At 70.0% G+C, this 21,245-nt stretch carries 20 protein-coding genes and 1 riboswitch; of the genes, 9 read left to right on the forward strand and 11 right to left on the reverse strand.

All coding sequences use genetic code 11. The features are described from left to right. Positions 1–54: 54 nt before the first annotated feature. The 5 genes from TMZ1T_RS18540 to TMZ1T_RS18560 form a co-directional block, all read right to left on the reverse strand. Entirely contained in the window at positions 55–768 is a 714-nt protein-coding gene (locus TMZ1T_RS18540; protein ID WP_004324518.1) for an ABC transporter ATP-binding protein, read from the reverse strand. Next, positions 765–1,514, reverse strand: a complete 750-nt coding sequence (locus TMZ1T_RS18545; RefSeq protein WP_004324516.1) for an ABC transporter ATP-binding protein — start codon at positions 1,512–1,514, stop codon at positions 765–767. Before TMZ1T_RS18545 ends, TMZ1T_RS18540 begins: the two co-directional genes overlap by 4 nt. After that, positions 1,511–2,473 carry a branched-chain amino acid ABC transporter permease gene (locus TMZ1T_RS18550; RefSeq protein WP_012586167.1) on the reverse strand — a complete coding sequence of 321 codons (963 nt, stop codon included), beginning with the start codon at positions 2,471–2,473 and terminating at the stop codon, positions 1,511–1,513. The genes TMZ1T_RS18545 and TMZ1T_RS18550 overlap by 4 nt, the downstream gene beginning before the upstream one ends. A gap of 8 nt (positions 2,474–2,481) precedes the next feature. Continuing rightward, positions 2,482–3,402 (reverse strand): branched-chain amino acid ABC transporter permease, encoded by a 921-nt coding sequence (locus TMZ1T_RS18555; protein WP_012586168.1) that lies wholly within the window; start codon positions 3,400–3,402, stop codon positions 2,482–2,484. A 199-nt stretch (positions 3,403–3,601) separates the two neighbouring features. Next, complete coding sequence (locus TMZ1T_RS18560) at positions 3,602–4,774, reverse strand: ABC transporter substrate-binding protein (protein WP_012586169.1); 1,173 nt, start codon at positions 4,772–4,774, stop codon at positions 3,602–3,604. Positions 4,775–5,304: 530 nt separating this feature from the next. Here TMZ1T_RS18560 and ruvA point away from each other — a divergent pair. From ruvA to TMZ1T_RS18575, 3 genes are all read left to right on the forward strand, one after another. After that, positions 5,305–5,907, forward strand: coding sequence for a Holliday junction branch migration protein RuvA (gene ruvA, locus TMZ1T_RS18565; RefSeq protein WP_004315748.1), 603 nt, complete (start codon positions 5,305–5,307; stop codon positions 5,905–5,907). A gap of 64 nt (positions 5,908–5,971) precedes the next feature. Further along, complete coding sequence (gene ruvB / locus TMZ1T_RS18570; RefSeq protein WP_004315749.1) at positions 5,972–7,027, forward strand: Holliday junction branch migration DNA helicase RuvB; 1,056 nt, start codon at positions 5,972–5,974, stop codon at positions 7,025–7,027. A 15-nt stretch (positions 7,028–7,042) separates the two neighbouring features. Next, positions 7,043–7,396 (forward strand): hypothetical protein, encoded by a 354-nt coding sequence (locus tag TMZ1T_RS18575; RefSeq protein WP_004315750.1) that lies wholly within the window; start codon positions 7,043–7,045, stop codon positions 7,394–7,396. A 101-nt stretch (positions 7,397–7,497) separates the two neighbouring features. On the opposite strand, the gene TMZ1T_RS18580 is transcribed toward TMZ1T_RS18575, so the two are convergent. From TMZ1T_RS18580 to TMZ1T_RS18605, 6 genes are all read right to left on the reverse strand, one after another. Continuing rightward, on the reverse strand, positions 7,498–8,010 hold the full coding sequence (locus tag TMZ1T_RS18580; protein WP_004315751.1) for a helix-turn-helix domain-containing protein: 513 nt from the start codon (positions 8,008–8,010) through the stop codon (positions 7,498–7,500). Between the two features lie 230 nt (positions 8,011–8,240). Further along, positions 8,241–9,155: a tyrosine recombinase XerC gene (gene xerC, locus TMZ1T_RS18585; RefSeq protein ID WP_004315752.1), complete on the reverse strand. Its 915-nt coding sequence runs from the start codon at positions 9,153–9,155 to the stop codon at positions 8,241–8,243. A 4-nt stretch (positions 9,156–9,159) separates the two neighbouring features. Then, positions 9,160–9,816: a DUF484 family protein gene (locus tag TMZ1T_RS18590; protein WP_004315753.1), complete on the reverse strand. Its 657-nt coding sequence runs from the start codon at positions 9,814–9,816 to the stop codon at positions 9,160–9,162. Between the two features lie 152 nt (positions 9,817–9,968). Continuing rightward, positions 9,969–10,802, reverse strand: coding sequence for a diaminopimelate epimerase (gene dapF / locus TMZ1T_RS18595; RefSeq protein ID WP_004315755.1), 834 nt, complete (start codon positions 10,800–10,802; stop codon positions 9,969–9,971). A 17-nt stretch (positions 10,803–10,819) separates the two neighbouring features. Further along, positions 10,820–11,692: a lysophospholipid acyltransferase family protein gene (locus tag TMZ1T_RS18600; protein WP_004315756.1), complete on the reverse strand. Its 873-nt coding sequence runs from the start codon at positions 11,690–11,692 to the stop codon at positions 10,820–10,822. Continuing rightward, on the reverse strand, positions 11,689–12,633 hold the full coding sequence (locus TMZ1T_RS18605; RefSeq protein ID WP_012586170.1) for a lysophospholipid acyltransferase family protein: 945 nt from the start codon (positions 12,631–12,633) through the stop codon (positions 11,689–11,691). Before TMZ1T_RS18605 ends, TMZ1T_RS18600 begins: the two co-directional genes overlap by 4 nt. 248 nt (positions 12,634–12,881) lie before the next feature. On the opposite strand from TMZ1T_RS18605, the gene metK reads away from it, so the two are divergent. The 6 genes from metK (at position 12,882) to TMZ1T_RS18635 (ending at position 21,242) form a co-directional block, all read left to right on the forward strand. Then, complete coding sequence (gene metK / locus TMZ1T_RS18610; RefSeq protein ID WP_004315758.1) at positions 12,882–14,045, forward strand: methionine adenosyltransferase; 1,164 nt, start codon at positions 12,882–12,884, stop codon at positions 14,043–14,045. Positions 14,046–14,343: 298 nt separating this feature from the next. Next, a complete protein-coding gene (locus TMZ1T_RS18615; protein WP_004315759.1) occupies positions 14,344–15,417 on the forward strand; it encodes a calcium/sodium antiporter in 1,074 nt (357 codons plus the stop codon). Between the two features lie 192 nt (positions 15,418–15,609). Continuing rightward, positions 15,610–15,714: riboswitch (S-adenosyl-L-homocysteine riboswitch) on the forward strand. Between the two features lie 102 nt (positions 15,715–15,816). Beyond that, complete coding sequence (gene ahcY / locus TMZ1T_RS18620) at positions 15,817–17,232, forward strand: adenosylhomocysteinase (RefSeq protein WP_012586171.1); 1,416 nt, start codon at positions 15,817–15,819, stop codon at positions 17,230–17,232. Between the two features lie 91 nt (positions 17,233–17,323). Then, positions 17,324–18,181 carry a TlyA family RNA methyltransferase gene (locus TMZ1T_RS18625; RefSeq protein ID WP_012586172.1) on the forward strand — a complete coding sequence of 286 codons (858 nt, stop codon included), beginning with the start codon at positions 17,324–17,326 and terminating at the stop codon, positions 18,179–18,181. Further along, positions 18,178–19,011, forward strand: coding sequence for a methylenetetrahydrofolate reductase [NAD(P)H] (gene metF / locus TMZ1T_RS18630; protein ID WP_004300233.1), 834 nt, complete (start codon positions 18,178–18,180; stop codon positions 19,009–19,011). Before TMZ1T_RS18625 ends, metF begins: the two co-directional genes overlap by 4 nt. A gap of 245 nt (positions 19,012–19,256) precedes the next feature. Next, positions 19,257–21,242 carry a TonB-dependent receptor plug domain-containing protein gene (locus tag TMZ1T_RS18635; protein ID WP_144312185.1) on the forward strand — a complete coding sequence of 662 codons (1,986 nt, stop codon included), beginning with the start codon at positions 19,257–19,259 and terminating at the stop codon, positions 21,240–21,242. Positions 21,243–21,245: the final 3 nt, after the last annotated feature.

A 21,245-nucleotide genomic window follows, 5' to 3' on the forward strand; every position in this document is an offset into this window, starting at 1 on the left:
GCCTGCCGGCTCGGCCCCCCCGGTCGCGCCGCGAAGCAGGAGCGTCCGCCCCGCTCACACCCCGAGGTAGCGCCCCCACAGCTCGCGCCGCGCGTCCAGCTCGGCCGAGCTGCCCTGCCAGGTAATGCGCCCGCGCTCCAGGATGAGGTTGCGGTCGGCGAGCGCCATCAGCCTCTCGACGTATTTATCCACCACCAGCGTGGTCTGCCCCTGCGCCTTGAGGAGCGCGAGGCAGCGCCAGATCTCCTCGCGGATCACCGGGGCGAGGCCTTCGGTGGCTTCGTCGAGGATCAGCAGGCGCGGGTTGGTCGACAGCGCACGCGCGATCGCCAGCATCTGCTGCTCGCCGCCGGAGAGCTGGTTGCCGAGGTGGTCGGCGCGCTCGGCCAGGCGCGGGAAGAGCGCGTAGAGCCGCGCCGGCGTCCATGGCTCGGCGACGCCATTGCGGCGCGCGGCGAAGGCGACGAGGTGTTCGTGCACCGTGAGATTGGGGAAGCACTGCCGGCCCTCGGGCACGATCGCCACGCCGAGGCGGGCGATGGCGTCGGCGCGCTCGGCGTGGATCGGACGGCCTTCGAAGACGATCTCGCCGCGCTGCGGGCGCAGGCCGCCGACGATCGTGCGGATCGTGGTGCTCTTGCCCATGCCGTTGCGCCCGAGCAGCGCCACCACCTCGCCGGCGCGGATGTCGAAGTCGAGGCCGAACAGCACCCTGCTGGTGCCATAGCCGGCCTCCAGGCCGCGGCAGCACAACAGCGGCGCGTTCATCCCGCCACCTCTGTCCCCAGATACACCGCCTGCACCTCGGCATGCCCCTTGATGTGGGCGGCGTCACCCGAGGTCAGTACCTTGCCGTACACCAGCACCGAGATGCGGTCGGCGAGCTGGAACACCGCGTCCATGTCGTGCTCGATGAGCAGGATCGCGGTCTCGCCGGCGAGACCGCGGATCAGCGCCACCATCTGCTGCGAATCCTCCGGTCCCATGCCGGCCATGGGCTCGTCGAGCAGCAGCAGCCTGGGCCGCGCGGCGAGCGCGAGCGCGAGGTCGAGCCGCTTCTGCAGGCCGTGGGCCAAGGTGCCGGCGTTGCGCTCGAGAACCTCGGCCAGGCCCGTGCGCTGCGCCAGCGCCTCGGCGCGCTCCTGCAGCGCGTGCTCGGCGTCGCGCCGCGACAGGCAGCGGAAGCTCGACCCCGCCTGCGCCTGCACCGCGAGCAGCAGGTTGTCGCGCACGCTGTCGTTGCGGAACACGCTGCTGATCTGGAAGCAGCGCGCCAGGCCGGCACGGGTGCGCGCGTGCGGCGTCAGCGCGGTCAGCTCGACACCGTCGAGCACGATGCGCCCGGCGTCCGCCGGCAGCAGTCCGGAGATCAGGTTCACCAGGGTGGACTTGCCCGCGCCGTTGGGGCCGATCAGCGCATGGATCTCGCCCGCCTCGACGGCGAGGGAGACATGGTCGGTGGCGAGCAGGCCGCCGAAGCGCTTGACCAGGCCCTCCGCCCTGAACAGGCTCATCGCGCGCCCTCCTGGCCGGCGCGGCGCTCGAGCAGCGCCGCCACGCCCTGCGGCGCGTGGAACACCACCAGCAGCAGCAACAGCCCGAGCGGCCAGTGCCAGTAGTCCGTGTACAGCTTCAGCACCTCCTCCAGCGTCAGCCACAGCGCCACCCCGAGCGGCGCGCCCCAGCGCCGGCCGGCGCCGCCGAGCATCACCATCACCAGCAGCAGCGCGGACTGCGTCCAGTGCATGATCGACGGGCTGACGAAGGCGTTGTGGCTGGCGAGCAGGCCACCGGCCAACCCCGCCACCGCGCCGGCGGCGACGAAGCCGGCGAGCTTGAGCCGATAGACCGGGTAGCCGAGCGCCACCATGCGCGTCTCGTTGTCGCGGACGCCGCGCAGCGCATGGCCATAGCGCGAATGCGCGACCCGGCTGAAGAGCGCGAACACCGCCGCGGCGATCGCCAGCACCACCCAGTAGAAGACCTGCGCATGCGCGCCGTCCAGCCAGGCACCCAGCGCCAGCGGGGTGTACAGGCCGTAGCCGTCGTCGCCGCCATACGTGCGCAGCGACACCGCGAGGTAGTGCAGCATCTGCGCGAAGGCGAGGGTGATCATGATGAAGTACACCCCGCGCGTGCGCAGCGACACCGCGCCGATCGCCGCTGCGAACAGCCCGGCAAGCACCGCCGCGCTGCCCCAGGCCAGCCAGGCCGACGAGACCCCGGCCTCGACCAGCGCCACCACGGTGTAGGCCCCCACGCCGATGAAGCCCGCATGGCCGAGCGCCGCCATGCCGCCGTAGCCGAGGATGAAGTTGAGGCTGCTTGCCGCGATCGCCACGATCAGCACCCGGCGCACGAAGCCGACGTAGTACTCCAGCCCGAGGGCGGGCGCGAGCAGCGGGAAGGCCGCGAGCAGGGCCAGCACCAGCCAGGGCAGGCGGCGCGCGAGGCCGGGGAAGCGTTCGGGCATCGCGTCCCTCAGCCGCGCGCGGGGAACAGCCCCGCGGGTTTCAAGCTCAGCACCGCCGCCATCAGCACGTACATGGCGATGCCGGCGAGCGCCGGGCCGAGGTCGGCCGCCACCGCGGGCGGCAGCACCGCGCGCAGGGCCGGCGGCAGGAAGGCGCGCCCGGCGGTGTCCACCAGGCCGACCAGCAGCGCGGCCACGAAGGCGCCGCGCACCGAGCCGATGCCGCCGATGACGATCACCACCAGCGCCGGGATCAGGATCGCCTCGCCCATGCCGATCTGCACCGCGCTGATCGGCGCCATCAGCGCCCCCGCCAGCGCCGCGAGCGCAGCGCCGAGCGCGAACACGAAGGCGAACACCCCGCCCACGCGCACGCCCATGTGCTCCGCCATCTGCCGGTTCGAGGCGCCGGCGCGCACCAGCATGCCGATGCGGGTCTTGTTGACCAGCAGGTGGAGCCCGAGCGCCACCGTCAGCCCGGCGCCGATCAGCAGCAGGCGGTAGGACGGATAGGGCAGGCCTTCGAGGAGCGCGACCGGCCCGGCCAGCGCCGCCGGGGTCGAGGCCAGCAGCGGCGCCACGCCCCAGATCGCCTTCACCGCGTCGTCGGCGATGAGGATGATGCCGAAGGTGGCGAGCACCTGGACGAGGTGGTCGCGCCGATACAGCCGGCGGATGACGAGGAACTCCGCCACCGCCGCGATCGCCACCGTCACGCCGACCGCGACCAGCACGGCGAGCGCGAACGCGCCGCTCGCCTCATGCACGCGCGCGGCGATGTAGGCCCCTGCCATGTAGAGCGAGCCGTGGGCGAGGTTCATGGTATCCATGATGCCGAACACGAGCGTGAGCCCGGCGGCGATCAGGAACAGCATGAGCCCGTAGCCCAGGCCGTTGAGCAGCTGCTCGAAGACGAAGATGGCATCCATCGGATTTCAGCCCGGCGCGTCCGAAGCCTCTGTGTAGGAGCGACGCCAGTCGCGATCCGCCCATGGAGCATCCCGCCGCACTCGGGGCAGCAGTGAGCTCCAAATCATGAAGCTGCCGTTCGGATGGTGCATCGCGGTGAATCGCGACTTGCGTCGCTCCCACGGCGGCCCCATGCCCCGCGCGCGCGGACCTCGGGTCTCACATCCTGCACGCGCCCACGTAGGCGTCCTGGTGCTTCTCGAGCGTGGTGCCGACCAGCTTGTTGGTGATGCGGCCCTCGGCGTCCTTGCCGACCTCGCGCAGATAGTAGTTCTGCACCGGGAAGTTGTTGGCGCCGTACTGGAATTCGCCGCGCAGGGACTTGAAGCTGGGATTCTTGAGCGCCTTCAGCACCGCCTCGCGGTCGTCGATCCTGCCGCCGACGTCGCGCACCGCGGCGTCCATCGCCATCACGGTGTCGTAGGCCATCGCCGCATATACCGAGGGGTAGCGCCCGGCGTACTTCTGGCGGAAGGCGGAGACGAACGCGGCGTTGGCGGGGTTCTGCAGGTCGTGCGTCCAGTGCGCGGTGTTGAGCACGCCGAGCATCGGCTCGCCCACCGCCTGGATCACGTCCTCGTCGGCCGAGAAACCGGGGGCGATCAGCGGGATGTCCTCGAGGCCGCCACCGACGAACTGCTTGACGAAGTTGATCCCCATCGCGCCGGGCAGGAAGAAGAACACCGCGTCCGGCTTGGCGGCGCGGATCTGCGCGATCTCGGCGGCGTAGTCGATCTGGCCGAGCTTGGTGTAGATCTCGTCCTTCACCGCGCCCTTGTACAGGCGCTTGAAGCCATTCAGATGATCCTTGCCCGCCGGGTAGTTGGGCGCGATCAGCAGGACGTTCTTGTAGCCCTTCTCGTTGGCGACCTTGCCGGCGGCCTCGTCGTAGGTGTCGTTCTGGTACTGGGCGAAGAACCAGGGGCTGCACTTCTCGCCGGCGTAGGCGCTCGGACCGGGGTTGGCCGACAGGTAGGGCACCTTGGCGGCGAACAGCGCCGGGCCGACGGCGAGCGCGGCGTTGGAGCCGATCGGGCCGGTGAAGAAGTGGATGCCGTCGCGTTGCAGGAAGCGCGCGACGAGCTGGTTGGCCTGCTCCGGGTTGCCGCCGAAGTCGCTGCGGATGAACTCCGCCGGCTGGCCGCCGAGCTTGCCGCCGAGCTTCTCGATCGCCAGCTCGAAACCGTCGCGCGCCTCGGCACCGAGCGCCGAGAAGGGACCGGAGAGGTCGAGCGCGATACCGACCTTGATGTCGGCGGCGTGGGCGGTGGCGTTGAGGGCGGCAGCGCCGCACAGGGCGAACGCGACGGACAGCTTCTTCATCTGCAGCATGGGGTCTCCTCGATTGTTCTCTTTGCCGCTCGCAACGCCGGCGTCGAAGCGCCGCGCCACGCGCGAAGGCCGCCGATTCTACCCCAGCCCGGCCGCGCCTCGCGCCGCCGGCCGCCCCTGGAGGAACGACATGGCTTCGGCAAACTCCGCAGGATCGATGCAGGTCGCGATCGGCCCCTCAACCGGGCATCGACACGAATCTCCCGGGCCGCACTCGCGACTCGCGTCGCTCCTACAAGAACGGCAGGTTCTCCAACGCGCCCGCAGGAGCGACGCAAGTCGCGATCGGCTCCTCGATTGGGCATCGATACGAATCTCCCGGGCCGCCATCGCGACTCGCGTCGCTCCTACAAGAACGGCGGGTTCTCCGACGCGCCCGTAGGAGCGACGCGAGTCGCGATAAGGCGATGAATGGAGCGGTAGCGCCGCACGAAACGCCGCACCCCGGCCCGCGCTGCTGTATGAAACCGCAGGCCGCACGCCTGCGGCCTGCTAGACTTGCACATCCGCATTTCGCACGCCCGCCCCTCATGATCGGACGCATCACCGGCACCCTGCTGGAAAAGAACCCGCCGCAGATCCTCGTCGACGCCCACGGCGTCGGCTACGAGATCGACGTGCCGATGAGCACCTTCTACAACCTGCCCGCCACCGGCGGCACGGTCAGCCTGCACACGCACTTCGTCGTGCGCGAGGACGGCCACTTCCTGTTCGGCTTCGCCACCGAGGAAGAACGCGCCACCTTCCGCCAGCTGCTCAAGGTCTCGGGCGTGGGCGCGCGCATGGCGCTTGCGGTGCTGTCCGGGCTGTCGGTGAACGACCTCGCCCAGGCGGTGGCGCTGCAGGAGGCCGGGCGGCTGGTGAAGATCCCCGGCATCGGCAAGAAGACCGCCGAGCGCCTGCTGCTCGAGCTGCGCGACAAGCTCGGCAAGGCGCTGCCCAGCATGACGGGCGCGCGACTCGCCGCGGCCGCACCGGGCGCAGCCCCGGACGCGAAGAGCGACATCCTCAACGCCCTGCTCGCGCTCGGCTACAACGAACGCGAGGCGCTGTCCGCGATGAAGGGGCTGGCCGAGGACGTCGGCGTCTCGGACGGCATCCGCCAGGCGCTGAAGGCGCTGTCGAAGGCATGACGCGCATGCACCCCGCTCGCCACGCCGTCGGCTGCCGCCCTGCAAGCTCGGCCAGGACACGCCCATGATCGAAACCGACAAGCTCAAGGCTGCCGCCCCCGCCGAGCGCCTGATCTCCGCCGCCCCCGCCGACCGCCAGGAAGACGCGATCGAGCGCGCGCTGCGTCCCAAGCGCCTGGCCGAGTACGTCGGCCAGGTGAAGATCCGCGAACAGTTGGAGATCTTCATCCAGGCGGCGCGCAATCGCAGCGAGGCGCTCGACCACGTGCTGCTGTTCGGCCCGCCCGGGCTGGGCAAGACCACGCTCGCCCACATCGTCGCCGCCGAGATGGGCGTGAACATGCGCCAGACCTCCGGCCCGGTGCTCGAGCGCGCCGGCGACCTCGCCGCGCTGCTCACCAACCTCGAACCGCACGACGTGCTCTTCATCGACGAGATCCACCGCCTGTCGCCGGTGGTCGAGGAGATCCTCTACCCGGCGCTGGAGGACTTCCAGATCGACATCATGATCGGCGAAGGCCCGGCGGCACGCTCGGTGAAGCTCGACCTGCCGCCCTTCACGCTGGTCGGCGCCACCACCCGCGCCGGCATGCTCACCAACCCGCTGCGCGACCGCTTCGGCATCGTGTCACGGCTGGAGTTCTACACCGCGGACGAGCTCGCCTTCATCGTCGGACGCTCGGCGCGCCTGCTCAATGTGGAAATCGAGGACAACGGCGCGCTCGAGATCGCCCGCCGCGCGCGCGGCACGCCGCGCATCGCCAACCGCCTGCTGCGCCGGGTGCGCGACTACGCCGAGGTGAAGGCGGGTGGCCGCATCACCGCCGCGGTCGCGGACGCGGCGCTGCGCATGCTGGACGTCGACAACCTGGGCCTCGACCTGATGGACCGCAAGCTGCTGTCGGCGATGCTGGAGAAATTCGGCGGCGGCCCGGTCGGCCTGGACAACATCGCCGCGGCGATCGGCGAATCGACCGACACCATCGAGGACGTCATCGAGCCCTACCTGATCCAGCAGGGCTACCTGCAGCGCACCCCGCGCGGGCGCATGGCGACGCAGTCGATCTGGCAGCACTTCGGCCTCGTGCCGCCGCGCATCGGCGGCGACCTCTTCCAGTAGGCGACGAGGCCGACCGTGCGCTCGCTGCAGGTGGTGATGCTGATGCTGTGCGTGCTGGGCGGGATGTTCCTGCTTGTGCGAGCGCCCGAGTTCTTCATGCCCGCACAGTGGGACCCCTCGATCGGGCGCAGCTTCGATCCGCTCGCCTCGCGCCTGCTCGGCGCCGGACTGCTGGCGCTCGCCGCCGCGGGAGCGGGCTATCTTCACGCGATGTACTACTCGATGCCGCGCCGCCTGCCCGGCCCGGCAGCGCAGCGCCGCCACTTCGCCCTGCTGCTCGCCGCCCTGGTGCTGATCGGCGCGGCGCTGGCGCGCGCCGAGGTGGGGCCGAATCCGGAATATCGAGCGCCCTTGCGCACGGGTTCGTAGGCAGCACTGCGGCCGCAAAGCCACACGTTGCCCGGCGCGAGGCGGCTGCGGCTCGCGTCCCTCCTGCAGAAGCCTGCACACGCCCCTGCGCGCGGCCTGCTTCAGTCGTGCTCGTCGTCGAGCAGGGTGCGGACGTGGTCGGCCGTTTCGAGGAGCTCGCCGAGCGCGCGCGAGCTGAGCATGGAGCCGAACTGCTCGAGCGCGATCTCGGTGATGAAGAGGTGTCCGTTGTCTTCGCGACAGATCCAGCCCAGCTCGATCAGGCGCCCGATCTTGCGCCGCACCGTCTCGCGCGGCAGACCGGTGGCGGCGGCGATCGAGTAGGCGTTGCAGGGCTTGAGGCCGCAATCCGCCGGGCGCGTGTCGCGCGGCACCGAGGGCGTCGCGGTGATCGGACGGGTGCTCTCGCGGCGCGCGACGCCGTTCTGCAAGGCGCCGATATTATGCAGTGCAATCTCGCCGAGCAGGATGGGGAGCAGGATGTCGCGGTCGAAGTCTTCGAACCAGCGCCGCAAGCTGCGGATCTCGTGGCGCGCGAGCACGAGCGCGACCGCCTTGATCGTGCGGCGTGCCGACGCCGCATTCGGGTGTTCCGGGTGCGCTGTTGGGCTCATTGGGCTGTCATGGCACGCTTCACCCTTTTTTGTTGATTCCGGGAGCTAGCGGCGTTTTTTAGAAAATTCTTAAATTAACAGACGCCATGAGCATAACCCAAGCCGAACGGGCTCAATACTCGGGAATACCCATAATGGGGAGAGTCATATTGTGACCCCAACCGCCCTCTTCTGCCGCTGCGATTCCCCGGATCGGGGCGTGCGCGCCGGGGTGGCGAGCGCGTGACGGGCTACTTGCGCGCGCGCGGATGTGCCGCGTCGTACACCGCGGCTAGATGCTGGAAATCGAGATGCGTGTAGATCTGCGTGCTGCGGATGCTGGCGTGGCCGAGCAGTTCCTGGACAGCGCGAAGATCGCCGCTCGATTGCAGAAGATGACTCGCAAAACTGTGCCGCAGCATGTGCGGATGCACATGCACGCCGAGCCCGAGCGCCTGAGCGCGCGTGCCCAGCCGGCTGGCGATGCCGCGGGTGCTCAGGCGGTGGCCGTCGCGGGTCACGAACAGCGCGCGCTCGCCCGCCGCAGCGAGGCCGGCGCGGATCTCCAGCCAGGGGCGCAGGGCCGCGATCGCCTTGCCGCCCACCGGCACGGTGCGCTGGCGCTGGCGCTTGCCGGTGACCGTGACCAGGCCCTCGGCGAGGTCCAGCCCGGAATCGATGTCGAGTCCGGCGAGTTCCGCAACTCGCAGACCGGAAGAATAAAAAAGCTCGAACATCGCAATATCCCGAATTTCTAGCAAATTCTGCGGCTCTGGATCGAGCAGCGCGTTCGCCTGCTCGGGCGAGAGCACGCGCGGCAGCGTCGAGGGGGACTTGGGCGGACGGATGCCGAGCGCCGGATTGATGCGCACGCCGTGCTCGCGCACCAACCAGCGGTAGAAGCCTCGCCACGCCGACAGATGGCGGGCGATCGAGCGCCCCTGCTGGCCCTCGCCATGCAGGCGGGCGACGAAGCGGCGGATGTCGGCGGGCTGCAAGGATTCGGGCGGGTGCTCCTCGGCGAGGCGCAGCAAGGCCTGCAGGCCGGCGCGGTAGGCGGTCAGCGTCAGCGGCGAGACCCGGCGCTGGGTGGCGAGCCAGGCCAGCCAGGCCTGCATGCGCTCGGGCAGCGCGGCCGGCGCCTCGGCGGACCGCCGCGGGCCCATGGATTCAGCCCGCGCGCGCCGCCAGCGCCGCGGCGGCGAGGTCGGCGATGCGGCCCAGGTAGAGCGTGCCCATGCCGGCGTAGAAGCGCTCGGGCTCGGCGCTGCCGAGCGCGAGCAGGCCGATGCAGTTGCCGCCGACGCGCAGCGGCATCAACGCCAGCGAACGGATGTGCGGCGCGGCCTCGCCGAACCAGCTCGTCATCTCGATGCTCTCGGGCACCCCGCACCATGGGTGGCGCAGGTTCTCGACCTGGCGGCGCGCCGCTTCGCCGACGCCGAAGGCCTCGGTGTGCACCACCCCGCCCCCGACCTCTCCCCACAGCTTGAGGCTGACGTGCGGCACGGAGAAGTCGTCGCGCAGGCTGTCGGCCAGGCCCTGGCGCACCGCGGCGGCCGAGCCCGCCTGCAGCAGCGCGACCGACAGGCGGTGCACCTTGGTGCTGATGTCGTCGTTCTCCTCCCCGAAGCGGATCAGCTCGGCAAGCTTGAGTTCGAGCGCACGGATCTTGTCGCGCAGGGCATGGAGCTGGCGCTCGGCGAGCGAGATCGCCTGGCCGCCATGCTGCGGATGCGGCACGGTGAGCTCGCTGAAGAGCTCGTGATGCTGGTTGAGGAAATCGGGGTGTTCGCGCAGGTAGCGTGCGACATCTTCTGCATTCATCGATGCTGCTCCAGGCGAGGCGGCTGCCGCCCCGCGTCGATCGTTCGTGGATGGCCGCCGCATCCGGCGCGGTCGGCCGCGAGTCGGCCGGCACGATGCCGCACAGGCGCATCGCGTCCGGCCCGGCAAAATCCGGACTCGGGCGGGCTCCCTCAGGCGAGCTCCATCTCGCCCTCGAAAACCGTGACCGCCGGTCCGGTCATGCGCACCGGCGTGCCCGGGCCGTCCCAGGCGATCTCCAGCTCGCCGCCGCGGGTATGCACCCGCACCGGCGTCTCCAGCAGGCCGCGCAGGATGCCCGCCACCACCGCCGCGCAGGCGCCGGTTCCGCAGGCCAGGGTCTCGCCGGCGCCACGCTCGAACACGCGCAGACGCACCTCGTGCGCATCGACCACCTGCAGGAAGCCGGCATTGACCCGCGCCGGGAAGCGCTCGTGGCGCTCGATCCGCGCGCCCTGCTCCACCACCGGCGCGGCATCGACGTCGGCCACCACCTGCACCGCGTGCGGGTTGCCCATCGACACCGCGGTGATCGCCACCGTGTCGCCGCCCACCTGCAAAGGCTGCACGACCGCGTCCGAGTCGGACACGAACGGCACCTTCGCCGGCGCCAGCTCCGGCACGCCCATGTCCACCGTCACCAGGCCGTCCGCGCGCAGGCGCGGCGCGATGATGCCGGAGCGGGTCTCGACACGGATTTCGGCCTTGTCGGTGAGCCCCTTGTCATGCACGAAGCGCACGAAGCAGCGCGCGCCGTTGCCGCACTGCTCGACCTCGCCGCCATCGGCGTTGAAGATGCGGTAGCGGAAATCGACATCCGGCCGCGCGGCGGGCTCGACCACCAGCAGCTGATCGCAGCCGACGCCGAAATGGCGGTCGGCGATCGCCTTGACCCGCGCCGGGGTGAGGTCGACCGGCGCACGCGTGGCATCGATGACGACGAAGTCGTTGCCCAGGCCGTGCATCTTGGTGAAGCGCAGTTTCATCTTGCTGTTCCAGTGTTTCAGTAGATCCGCGGCTCGCCCTCGGGCCGGGTCTTGAAGCGGCGGTGCACCCAGTAGTACTGCTCGGGCATGGTGCGCACCACGCCTTCGAGCCAGGCGTTCATGCGCAGCGTGTCGGCCTCGACGTCGTCCGAAGGGTAGTCGGCCCAGGGCGCGCCGAGCTCCAGCACGTAGCCCTGTCCGCCGGGCAGGATGCGGGTGATGCAGGGCACCACCGCCGCACCCGCCAGGCGCGCCAGGCGCGGCAGGCCGGTGATGGTCGCCGCCTGCACGCCGAAGAAGGGCACGAAGATGGACTCCTTGCGGCCGTAGTCGAGGTCGGGCAGGTAATAGAAAGGGCGGCCGGACTTCATCGCCTTGACCGTGGCGCGCACGCCATCGTGGCGCGACAGCAGCAGCTGGTCGTTGAAGCGGCTGCGGCCATGGTGCAGCCAGTGGTCGAAGACCTTGTCCTTCTGCGGCGAATACACGCTGACGAAGTCGCCCTCGAGCGTGAGCCGGGTGCCGGCCATGTCGAGGCCGAGGAAGTGCGGCGCCAGCAGCAACACCGGGCGGCCCTCGGCGCGCAGGCGCTGCAGGTGCGCCAGGCCCTCGATGCGGACGGTGGCGCGCAGGCGCTCGGGGCTCGCCCACCAGGCCAGGCCGCGCTCGAGCATGCTGCGTCCGATGAGGGCGAAGTTGCGCCGCGCCAGCGCGCGCCGTTCGGGCTCGGAGAGCTCGGGAAAGCACAGCCGCAGGTTGGTCAGCGCGACCTTGCGGCGCGGCACCACCACCCAGTAGAGCAGCCGGCCGAAGCCGCTTCCCACGCGTGCGAGCAGCACCAGCGGCAGCCAGTGCAGCAGCCAGATCAGGCCGATGACCAGGCGGCTCATGGCGCGCGCTCCGCGTCCGTGCCGGCGGTGTCGGCGGCGGAAGTGGTCGCCGAGGGGTTGGCGGCATCGGCGCCCGCATCCCCCTGCGGGGCGACGTCCTCGCGCTCGCGCCGCGGACCCTTGTAGCGGTTGTAGCCCCACAGGTACTGCTGCGGGCACTGCAGGATCATGCGCTCGACCTCGCGGTTGATGATCGCGACGTCGGTGTCGATGTCGCCGGTAAGCGCCTCGGTAGGCGCCTGCAGGCGGAACACGTAGCCCTCGCCGCGCGGCAGGCGCTCGGCCCAAGTGTAGATCACGCGCACGCCCTTCACCGCCGCCAGGCGCGCGGCCAGCGTCATCGTCCACGCCGGCTTGCCGAAGAAGGTCGACCACACGCCCTCTCCCGCGCCCGGCACCTGGTCGGGCAGCATGCCCACCGCCTCGTGGCTGCGCAGGGTCTTGACCAGCTTGCGCACGCCGGATAGATCGGCCGGCGCGGTACGCATCTGTCCGCGCGCCCGGCCCGCCTCCATCAGCGGTTGCAGCACCTCCTTGCGCGGAGGGCGATAGAGCACGGTGATCGGAATCCTGGCGGCGATGCACTGGGCGGTGATCTCGAAGCAGCCCAGGTGCGGGGTGATGAAGAGGATGCCGGCGCCCTCGGCGCGCGCGGCCTCGACCAGCTCCCAGCCCTCGGTGCGCACCGCGCTCGCCACCACCTCGGACGCCGGCCGGCCCCAGATGAAGGGCAGCTCCAGCGCCTGGCGGCCGGCCTCGACGATCGCCGCACGCAGCACCGTCTCGTCCTCGCGACCGATGGCGTTGAAGAGGTTCTCGCGCACGCGGCGGGCGTAGGACGGCGAAGCCTTGTAGGTCAGCCAGCCCGCCCAGCCACCGAGGCGGTGCAGCCAGGACAGGGGCAGGCGAGAGAGGAGGCGGAATGCGCTTTGCGACAGCACCAGGTTGAGATCCGATATGGATGCCGGAACCGGCTTCAGGCCCGAATGCTTACACAGCCGGGCGTCCCGGTCTATAATCCGCGCTCCACCGCCGAGTTAACTCGACAACTTGCAGGGCGGTGGGGCGGCCGCGGTGCCGCCCGAACCAAGTACTGCTAAAGCGTCGGCTGCTCGACGAAATCCCCGGAGCTGGCCGCAGACGCAAGGCCATGGCAACGGGGATTTTTGTTTTCCAAGGAGCAGCACGAATGGCTGAATTTCTCTTCACCTCCGAATCGGTCTCCGAAGGTCATCCCGACAAGGTCGCCGACCAGGTCTCCGACGGCGTCCTCGACGCCGTGCTGGCCGAAGACCCCAAGGCGCGCGTCGCCTGCGAGACCCTGGTGTCCACCGGCCTGGTGGTGATCTCGGGCGAGATCACCACCACCGCCCACCCCAACTACCGCGAGATCGCGCAGGACGTGATCCGCCGCATCGGCTACGACAACTCCGACATCGGCTTCGACTACAAGAGCTGCGCGGTGCTGGCGGCGATCAACCGCCAGTCGCCCGACATCGCCCAGGGCGTGAACAACGCCAACGACGACCCGCTCGACCAGGGCGCCGGCGACCAGGGCCTGATGTTCGGCTACGCCACCAACGAGACCGCCAGCCTGATGCCGCTGCCGATCCACTACGCTCACCGCGTCATGCAGCGCCAGGCCGAGGTGCGCAAGGATGGCCGCCTGCCCTGGCTGCGCCCGGACGCCAAGAGCCAGCTCACCGTCAAGTACGTCGACGGCAAGCCGGTGGCGATCGACACCGTCGTGGTGTCCACCCAGCACGACCCCGACGTGACCCAGGAGCAGATCCGCGAGGCGGTGATCGAGCTGATCATCAAGCCGGTGCTGCCGCCCGAGCTGATGCAGGGCGACGTGCGCTACCTGGTGAACCCCACCGGCCGCTTCGTGGTCGGCGGCCCGCACGGCGACTGCGGCCTCACCGGGCGCAAGATCATCGTCGACACCTACGGCGGCGCGGCCCACCACGGCGGCGGTGCGTTCTCGGGCAAGGATCCGTCCAAGGTCGACCGCTCGGCCGCCTACGCCGGTCGCTACGTGGCCAAGAACGTGGTCGCCGCCGGCCTCGCCGACCGGTGCGAGGTCCAGGTCGCCTACGCGATCGGTGTGGCGCGCCCGGTTTCGCTGATGGTCAACACCTTCGGCACCGGCAGGATCGCCGACGAGAAGATCGTCGATCTCATCGGCCGGCATTTCGACCTGCGCCCGAAGGCGATCATCCAGACGCTCGACCTGCTGCGCCCGATCTATTCCCGCACCGCCGCCTACGGCCACTTCGGCCGCGACGAGCCGGGCTTCACCTGGGAACAGACCGACAAGGCCGCCGCCCTGCGCGCCGACGCCGGACTCTGAGCCGGAAGCGCCCTCAGGAACGACGCGAGTCGCGCTCGGGCGGCGCTGCGGCGCTGGCGCGGGTTCCGAGCGCTGCAATCGCGACTTGCGTCGCTCCTACGCAGGTCAGCCGCGCTCGGGAATGCGCACGCGGGAACGCCGCGAGTCGCGCTCGGGCGGCGCTGGCGCGGGTTCCGGGCGCTGCAATCGCGACTTGCGTCGCTCCTGCGCAGAACCGCCGCGCATCCGTCCCGGTAGAATCCGGAACTCGCGGACGCCCGCCCCGGTCTCTGCCCCACCACGTCGCCCAGAGTCGCCCATGCTCCAACAAGTCCTGATGTTCGCCCTCGGCCTCACCGTCCTCGTTGTCGGTGCGGACGTCCTCGTACGTGGCGCCTCGCGGCTGGCGGTCTCCTTCGGCGTTTCGCCGCTCGTCGTCGGCCTCACCGTGGTCGCCTTCGGCACCAGCGCGCCGGAGATGGCGGTATCGGTGGGCTCGGCGCTCGCCGGCAGCCCCGACCTCGCGCTCGGCAACGTGGTCGGCAGCAACATCTGCAACGTGCTGCTGATCCTCGGCATCTCGGCGCTGATCACCCCGCTGCTGGTGGACGAGCAGATCATCCGCCAGGAGATCCCGATCATGATCGGCGTGTCGGCCCTGCTGGTGGTGATGGCGCTCGACGGCCATCTGGGCCTGGTCGAGTCGATCGTGCTGTTCGCCCTGGTGATCGCCTACACGGTGTTCCTGATCGTGCAGTCGCGGCGCGCCTCCAAGGCGGTGCAGGAGGAGTTCGGCACCGACCTCCCCACCTCCGCCTGGGACCGCCACTGGGCGGTGCAGGTCGGGCTGATCGCGACCGGACTGGTGATGCTGATCGTCGGCGCCGACTGGTTGGTGGAAGCGGCGGTGGCCTTCGCGCGCGCCTTCGGGGTCAGCGACCTGGTGGTGGGCCTCACCGTGGTCGCGGTGGGCACCTCGATGCCCGAGATCGCCACCTCCATCGTCGCCGCGATGCGCGGCCAGCGCGACATCGCGGTGGGCAACGTGGTCGGCAGCAACATCTTCAACATCCTCGCCGTGCTCGGTGCCTCGGGCATCGCCTCGGGCACCGGCCTGCCGGTGTCGGAGGCGGCGCGCAACTTCGACCTCTGGGTGATGCTCGCTGTGGCCTTCGCCTGCCTGCCGATCATGATCACCGGGCGCGAGATCGCGCGCTGGGAGGGCGGCGTGTTCCTCGCCTACTACGCCGCCTACACCGCCTGGCTGGTGCTGCAGGCCCAGCAGCACACCAGCCTGCCGGCCTTCTCGGGGATCATGCTGGGCTACGTGATGCCGCTCACGGTGATCACCGTCGTGGTCAGCATCGTGCGCAGCAACGGCAGGCGCGCATAGGCGGGGCGATCGGGCTGCGTGCCTCGCATGCCGGGCCGCCTGATCGCGACTGGCGTCGCTCCTGCGGGAGCCGGCGGCGACGGGGGCCGGATGTGGGAGCGACGCCAGTCGCGATCCCCGCGATCGTGATGCCCGCGGCAGCAACCGACCCCTCGAGTCCACGCCCGCCTGCCGCTTTGGTATCATTCGCTTCTTTCCGAGGAGCGCTGCGAGGCGCCGGCCGCATCCGCTGCTGCCAGGCCCCCAGGCTCGGACCCCGCCCTGCGGCGGGTATCAGTACAACGGCGCTCACCTGCGAATCGTCTTCAACCCTGCCGGGTTCGGGATGTCGGGTGAGCCGCCTGCAGCGACATGCTGCCCTCCCCCCGCTTTCCGCCCGGCCATAGCATGGAGCTTCACATGAACGCCGTGGCTGACACCCAATTCACCGATTTCGTCGTCGCCGACCTCGCGCTCGCCGCCTGGGGCCGCAAGGAAATCCGCATCGCCGAGACCGAGATGCCCGGCCTGATGGCGATCCGCGAGGAATACGCCGCCAGCCAGCCGCTGAAGGGCGCACGCATCACCGGCTCGCTGCACATGACCATCCAGACCGCGGTGCTGATCGAGACGCTGACCGCGCTCGGCGCCCAGGTGCGCTGGGCCTCGTGCAACATCTTCTCGACCCAGGACCACGCCGCCGCGGCCATCGCTGCCGACGGCATCCCGGTGTTCGCGGTCAAGGGCGAGTCGCTGAAGGACTACTGGGACTATACCCACCGCATCTTCGAATGGTCGGACGGGGGTTACAGCAACATGATCCTCGACGACGGCGGCGACGCCACGCTGCTGCTGCACCTGGGCGCGCGCGCGGAGCAGGACCTCTCGGTGCTGGCCAAGCCGGGCTCGGAAGAGGAGACCATCCTCTTTGCCGCGATCAAGGCCAAGCTCGCTACCGCCCCCACCTGGTACTCGACGCGGCTGGCGCACATCAAGGGCGTGACCGAGGAGACCACCACCGGCGTGCATCGCCTGTACCAGATGCACGCGCGCGGCGAGCTCAGGTTCCCGGCGATCAACGTCAACGATTCGGTCACCAAGTCGAAGTTCGACAACCTCTACGGCTGCCGCGAATCGCTGGTCGACGGCATCAAGCGCGCCACCGACGTGATGATCGCCGGCAAGGTCGCGGTGGTGGCCGGCTACGGTGACGTGGGCAAGGGCTCGGCCCAGGCCCTGCGCGCGCTGTCGGCCCAGGTGTGGGTGACCGAGGTCGACCCGATCTGCGCGCTGCAGGCGGCGATGGAAGGCTACCGCGTGGTCACGATGGAATACGCCGCCGACAAGGCCGACATCTTCGTCACCGCGACCGGCAACTACCACGTGATCACCCACGACCACATGGCGAAGATGAAGGACCAGGCCATCGTCTGCAACATCGGCCACTTCGACAACGAGATCGACGTCGCCAGCATCGAGCAGTACCAGTGGGAGGAGATCAAGCCGCAGGTCGATCACGTGATCTTCCCCGACGGCAAGAGGATCATCCTGCTCGCCAAGGGCCGCCTGGTGAACCTCGGCTGCGCCACCGGCCACCCGAGCTACGTGATGTCGAGCTCCTTCGCCAACCAGACGATCGCACAGATCGAGCTGTTCACCCGCACGGCCGACTACCCGATCGGCGTGTACACCCTGCCCAAGCACCTCGACGAGAAGGTCGCCCGCCTGCAGCTGAAGAAGCTCAACGTGCAACTCACCGAGCTGACCGACGCGCAGGCCGCCTACATCGGCGTGCCCAAGCAAGGCCCGTACAAGTCGGACGCGTACCGCTACTGAGCCCCGGGGGCGGCGCAGCCCCCGGCAGGAGCGCCTTCCGGCGCTCCTGTACAAAGGCTCTTCACGCCTCACCCCCTGACTCCTCACGCCCATGAGCATGAACTCCTTCCACGCCCGCCAGGGCAAGCCGCGGCCGGCCGCGCAGGGCAAGGGCCCGGCGGACCGCCACGGCCTGCTGCGCGTCGACCAGCTGCTGGTGGCGCAGGGGCTGGCGGCCTCGCGCACCGCGGCGCGCGCGCTGATCGAGGCCGGGCGGGTGAGCCACGAGGGCCAGCCGGTCGCCAAGCCGGCGCTGGAATTGCCGCCCGACGCACGGCTCGCCGTCACCCCCGCCGACAGCGACCGCTTCGTCTCGCGCGGCGCGCTCAAGCTCGAAGGCGCGCTCGCGCGCAGCGGGCTGGACGTACGCGGCGCCACCTGCCTCGACATCGGCCAATCCACCGGCGGCTTCACCGACTGCCTGTTGCAGGCCGGCGCAGCGAGGGTGGTCGGGGTGGAGGTCGGCCACGACCAGCTCCATCCGCGCCTGCGCGCCGATAGGCGCTGCGTCACCCTGGAGGGCATCAACGCCCGCCAGCTCGACGCCGCCGCGCTCGGCGGACACTACCCGCCGCACGGCTTCGACCTGCTGGTGTGCGACGCCAGCTTCATCTCGCTCGCCCTGCTGCTGCCGCAGTGGGCCGCGCTGCTCGCACCCGCCGGCCACGTGCTGGCGCTGGTCAAGCCGCAGTTCGAGGTCGGCCCGCAAGGCCTGGGCAAGGGCGGCATCGTGCGCGACCCCGCGCGCTACACCGAGGTCGAGGCCCGCCTGCGCGCCGCCGCGGACGCCGCCGGCCTCGTCATCCTCGACTGGTTCGACTCGCCGATCACCGGCGGCGACGGCAACCGCGAATTCTTCTTCCACGCCATCCGCAGGCCGGGCGGCGACACCCACCGAAGCGAACCATGAAACCCGAAATCTCCATCGAGTTCTTCCCGCCCACCACGGCCGAGGGCGCCGAGAAGCTGCATGCCACCCGGGAGAAGCTCGCCGCGCTCGAGCCGGCCTTCTTCTCGGTGACCTACGGCGCCGGCGGCTCCACCCGCGAGCGCACCTTCGCCACCGTGAAGGAGATCGCCGCCGCCGGCCACGAGGCCGCGCCACACCTGTCCTGCGTGGGCTCGTCGCGCGACAGCATCCGCGAGATCCTGCAGGAATACGCCGCCGCCGGCATCCGCCGCATCGTCGCGCTGCGCGGCGATCTGCCCTCGGGCGCCGGCGCGGCGGGCGAGTTCCGCTACGCCAGCGAGCTCGTCGAGTTCATCCGCAGCGAGACGGGCGACCGCTTCCGCATCGAGGTCGCAGCCTACCCCGAGTGGCACCCGCAGGCGAAGAGCCCGAAGGACGACCTCGCCGCCTTCAAGCGCAAGGTCGAGGCCGGCGCCGACTCGGCGATCACGCAGTATTTCTACAACCTCGACGCCTACCTGAACTTCGTCGACGCGGTGCGCAGGATGGGCGTCGACGTGCCGATCGTGCCCGGCATCATGCCGATCGGCAGCTTCAGCAAGCTGGCGCGCTTCTCGGATGCCTGCGGCGCCGAGATCCCGCGCTGGATGCGCAAGACCTTCGAGAGCTACGGCGACGACAGCGACGCGATCCGCGCCTTCGGCCTCGACGTGGTCACCCGGCTGTGCGAGAAGCTGCTCGCCGCGGGCGCGCCCGGCCTGCATTTCTACAGCATGAACATGGCCGGCCCGACCACCGAGATCTGCCGGCGGCTGGGGCTGACTGCCTGATCTCCCGGCAATCCTGGACGGGATCGTAAGGTGGGTGTGACGTATGCGGCTCAAGCCCCTGTGGCGTATGCCGTATAGTCCTCCGATCAGCACATCTTCTTCCGCCCCACGCCTCGTGCTGGCGGCCAGGATCCGCCACCATGTATTTCGCGCCTTTCTCCTCCGGTCCTGCCCAAGGCATTGATCGGTGCGTGGCTGGCGCGGACCTCTGCATATCTGCCCGGCGCCAACTGGCCCGGCTGCTGTTGACCGGCGCCCTCGCGCTGCCCTTCGCCGCGGCGGCCGAGGCGCCCCCTGATCTGAGCCTGGAGCAGTTGATTGCGCTTCCGGTGGAGAGCGCGGCAGAGTACGAGCGGGTAGCGGTGGTCGGCGCCTCAAAATACGAGCAGACGAAGGACCGGGTTGCCGCCGCCGTCACCGCGATCACCCGCGACGAGATCCGCAGCTTCGGCTGGCGCACGCTCGACGAGGCGCTCGCCACCCTCCCCGGCGTGCATACCACCTACGACCGCCAGTATTCCTACGTCGGCGTGCGCGGCTTCGGTCTCGCCGGCGACTACATGACGCGCGTGCTGGTCACCATCGACGGCGTGCGCGTCAACGAGCCGATGTACGACGGCGCCCCTTTCGGTCGCATGCTGCCGCTCGACATGGACCTGGTCGAGCGCATCGAATTCATCCCCGGCCCGGGCGGCGCGATCTATGGCCAGAACGCCATGTTCGGCGTCGTCAATGTGATCACCCGCAAGGGTGCGGCACTCGACGGAGGAGAGTTCTCGGCTTCGTGGCAGTGGCCGCAGGCGACGCGCAAGGCGCGGGCGAGCTGGGGCAAGCGCCTCGACAACGAGCTCGAGCTGCTGGTCTCGGCCACCGTCCTGCGCAGCGACGGCGACGACCTGTGGATGGACTTCGGCAATGGCGACAGCGCTACGGTGCGCGGCCAGGACGGCGAGCGCGACCAGGAGTTCAACCTCAGCGCGAGCCGCGGCCCGTGGTCCTTCGGGCTCGCGCACGGCGACCGCCGCAAGGACGACCCCACCGGCGTGTTCGGCACCGACGCCTTCGCCTCGGGCACCTTCCAGGGCGACCGCTACACCGTCGCCCACCTCGGCTACGGTGCCACGCTCACCGACACCTTGTCGCTGTCGGCGCGCGCCTTCGCCGGCGACTACCGCTACGAGAGCACCCTGATGTATGACGGCGAGGGCTACGAGTACCCCGCCTCCGCCGCCTGGCACGGTGCCGAGCTGCAGCTCGTGTCGACCGCCGTGGCCGGCCATACGCTCCTGTTGGGTACGGAATACCAGCGCAACCAGCGCATCGACCAGAACATCGTCCATCCGGACATCGGCTACCTCCTGCGCGACCGCCGTGACGGTTACCGCGCGGGACTCTTCGTGCAGGACGAATGGCAGATCACCGACGCTTTCGCCAGCACGCTCGGCCTGCGCGCCGACCACAATGACCTCACCGGCACCGAGTTCAGCCCGCGCGCTGGCCTGATCTGGAATGCCGGCAAGCACAACACGCTCAAGCTGCTGTACGGTCGTGCCCACCGCGCGCCCAACGCCTACCAGATGTACTACGACGATGCCTACCTCATCGAGGATGGCACGATCGGGGCCTGCCAACGCGCCAACCCGAGCCTGGGTGGCGAAGTGGTCGAAACCACCGAGCTGGTGCTCGACCATATCGCCTCGGCCAACCTGCACCTGCGCGCCTCCCTCTACCGCTGGAAGATCGACGACCTGATCAATCTTGTCGCCGACGCCGATAGCGTCGGCCAATATCAGGCCGTCGGCAGCGTCGAGAGCCGTGGCCTGGAGCTCTCCGCCGACCACACCTGGCGCAACGGCGCCCGCCTGCGCGGCAACCTGTCCTTCCAGCACGCCACCGGCGCGGCGGGCGAGCGCGTGGAGAACTCGCCGCGCATGCTCGGCCGGATGAACTTCTCCACTCCGCTGGCAAATCTGCCACTGCGCATGGGCGTGGAGTTCGCCTACGACAGCAAGCGCCGCAGCCCGGCGGGCAACACGGTCGACGCGTACTGGCGTTCGAACCTGCACCTGGTGGCCGAGCGCTGGATCCAGGGCGCCGAGGTGTCACTGAGTGTGATGAACCTGTTCGACGAAGACTACGCCCATCCGAGTGGCGGCGCGCCCATCCACACCATGGACCGCATCGCCCAGGACGGCCGCAGCCTGCGGGTCAAGTTCGACTACCGCTTCTGACCC

Source organism: Thauera aminoaromatica (assembly GCF_000021765.1).
In the GTDB taxonomy this organism is placed as follows: Bacteria; Pseudomonadota; Gammaproteobacteria; order Burkholderiales; family Rhodocyclaceae; genus Thauera; species Thauera aminoaromatica.

Coding starts and splice junctions, on each gene's coding strand:
- TMZ1T_RS18540 (WP_004324518.1), bottom strand. CDS start 768: ATGAACGCGCCGCTGTTGTGCTGCCGCGGCCTGGAGGCCGGCTATGGC.
- TMZ1T_RS18545 (WP_004324516.1), bottom strand. CDS start 1,514: ATGAGCCTGTTCAGGGCGGAGGGCCTGGTCAAGCGCTTCGGCGGCCTG.
- TMZ1T_RS18550 (WP_012586167.1), bottom strand. CDS start 2,473: ATGCCCGAACGCTTCCCCGGCCTCGCGCGCCGCCTGCCCTGGCTGGTG.
- TMZ1T_RS18555 (WP_012586168.1), bottom strand. CDS start 3,402: ATGGATGCCATCTTCGTCTTCGAGCAGCTGCTCAACGGCCTGGGCTAC.
- TMZ1T_RS18560 (WP_012586169.1), bottom strand. CDS start 4,774: ATGCTGCAGATGAAGAAGCTGTCCGTCGCGTTCGCCCTGTGCGGCGCT.
- ruvA (WP_004315748.1), top strand. CDS start 5,305: ATGATCGGACGCATCACCGGCACCCTGCTGGAAAAGAACCCGCCGCAG.
- ruvB (WP_004315749.1), top strand. CDS start 5,972: ATGATCGAAACCGACAAGCTCAAGGCTGCCGCCCCCGCCGAGCGCCTG.
- TMZ1T_RS18580 (WP_004315751.1), bottom strand. CDS start 8,010: ATGAGCCCAACAGCGCACCCGGAACACCCGAATGCGGCGTCGGCACGC.
- xerC (WP_004315752.1), bottom strand. CDS start 9,155: ATGGGCCCGCGGCGGTCCGCCGAGGCGCCGGCCGCGCTGCCCGAGCGC.
- TMZ1T_RS18590 (WP_004315753.1), bottom strand. CDS start 9,816: ATGAATGCAGAAGATGTCGCACGCTACCTGCGCGAACACCCCGATTTC.
- dapF (WP_004315755.1), bottom strand. CDS start 10,802: ATGAAACTGCGCTTCACCAAGATGCACGGCCTGGGCAACGACTTCGTC.
- TMZ1T_RS18600 (WP_004315756.1), bottom strand. CDS start 11,692: ATGAGCCGCCTGGTCATCGGCCTGATCTGGCTGCTGCACTGGCTGCCG.
- metK (WP_004315758.1), top strand. CDS start 12,882: ATGGCTGAATTTCTCTTCACCTCCGAATCGGTCTCCGAAGGTCATCCC.
- TMZ1T_RS18615 (WP_004315759.1), top strand. CDS start 14,344: ATGCTCCAACAAGTCCTGATGTTCGCCCTCGGCCTCACCGTCCTCGTT.
- ahcY (WP_012586171.1), top strand. CDS start 15,817: ATGAACGCCGTGGCTGACACCCAATTCACCGATTTCGTCGTCGCCGAC.
- TMZ1T_RS18625 (WP_012586172.1), top strand. CDS start 17,324: ATGAGCATGAACTCCTTCCACGCCCGCCAGGGCAAGCCGCGGCCGGCC.
- metF (WP_004300233.1), top strand. CDS start 18,178: ATGAAACCCGAAATCTCCATCGAGTTCTTCCCGCCCACCACGGCCGAG.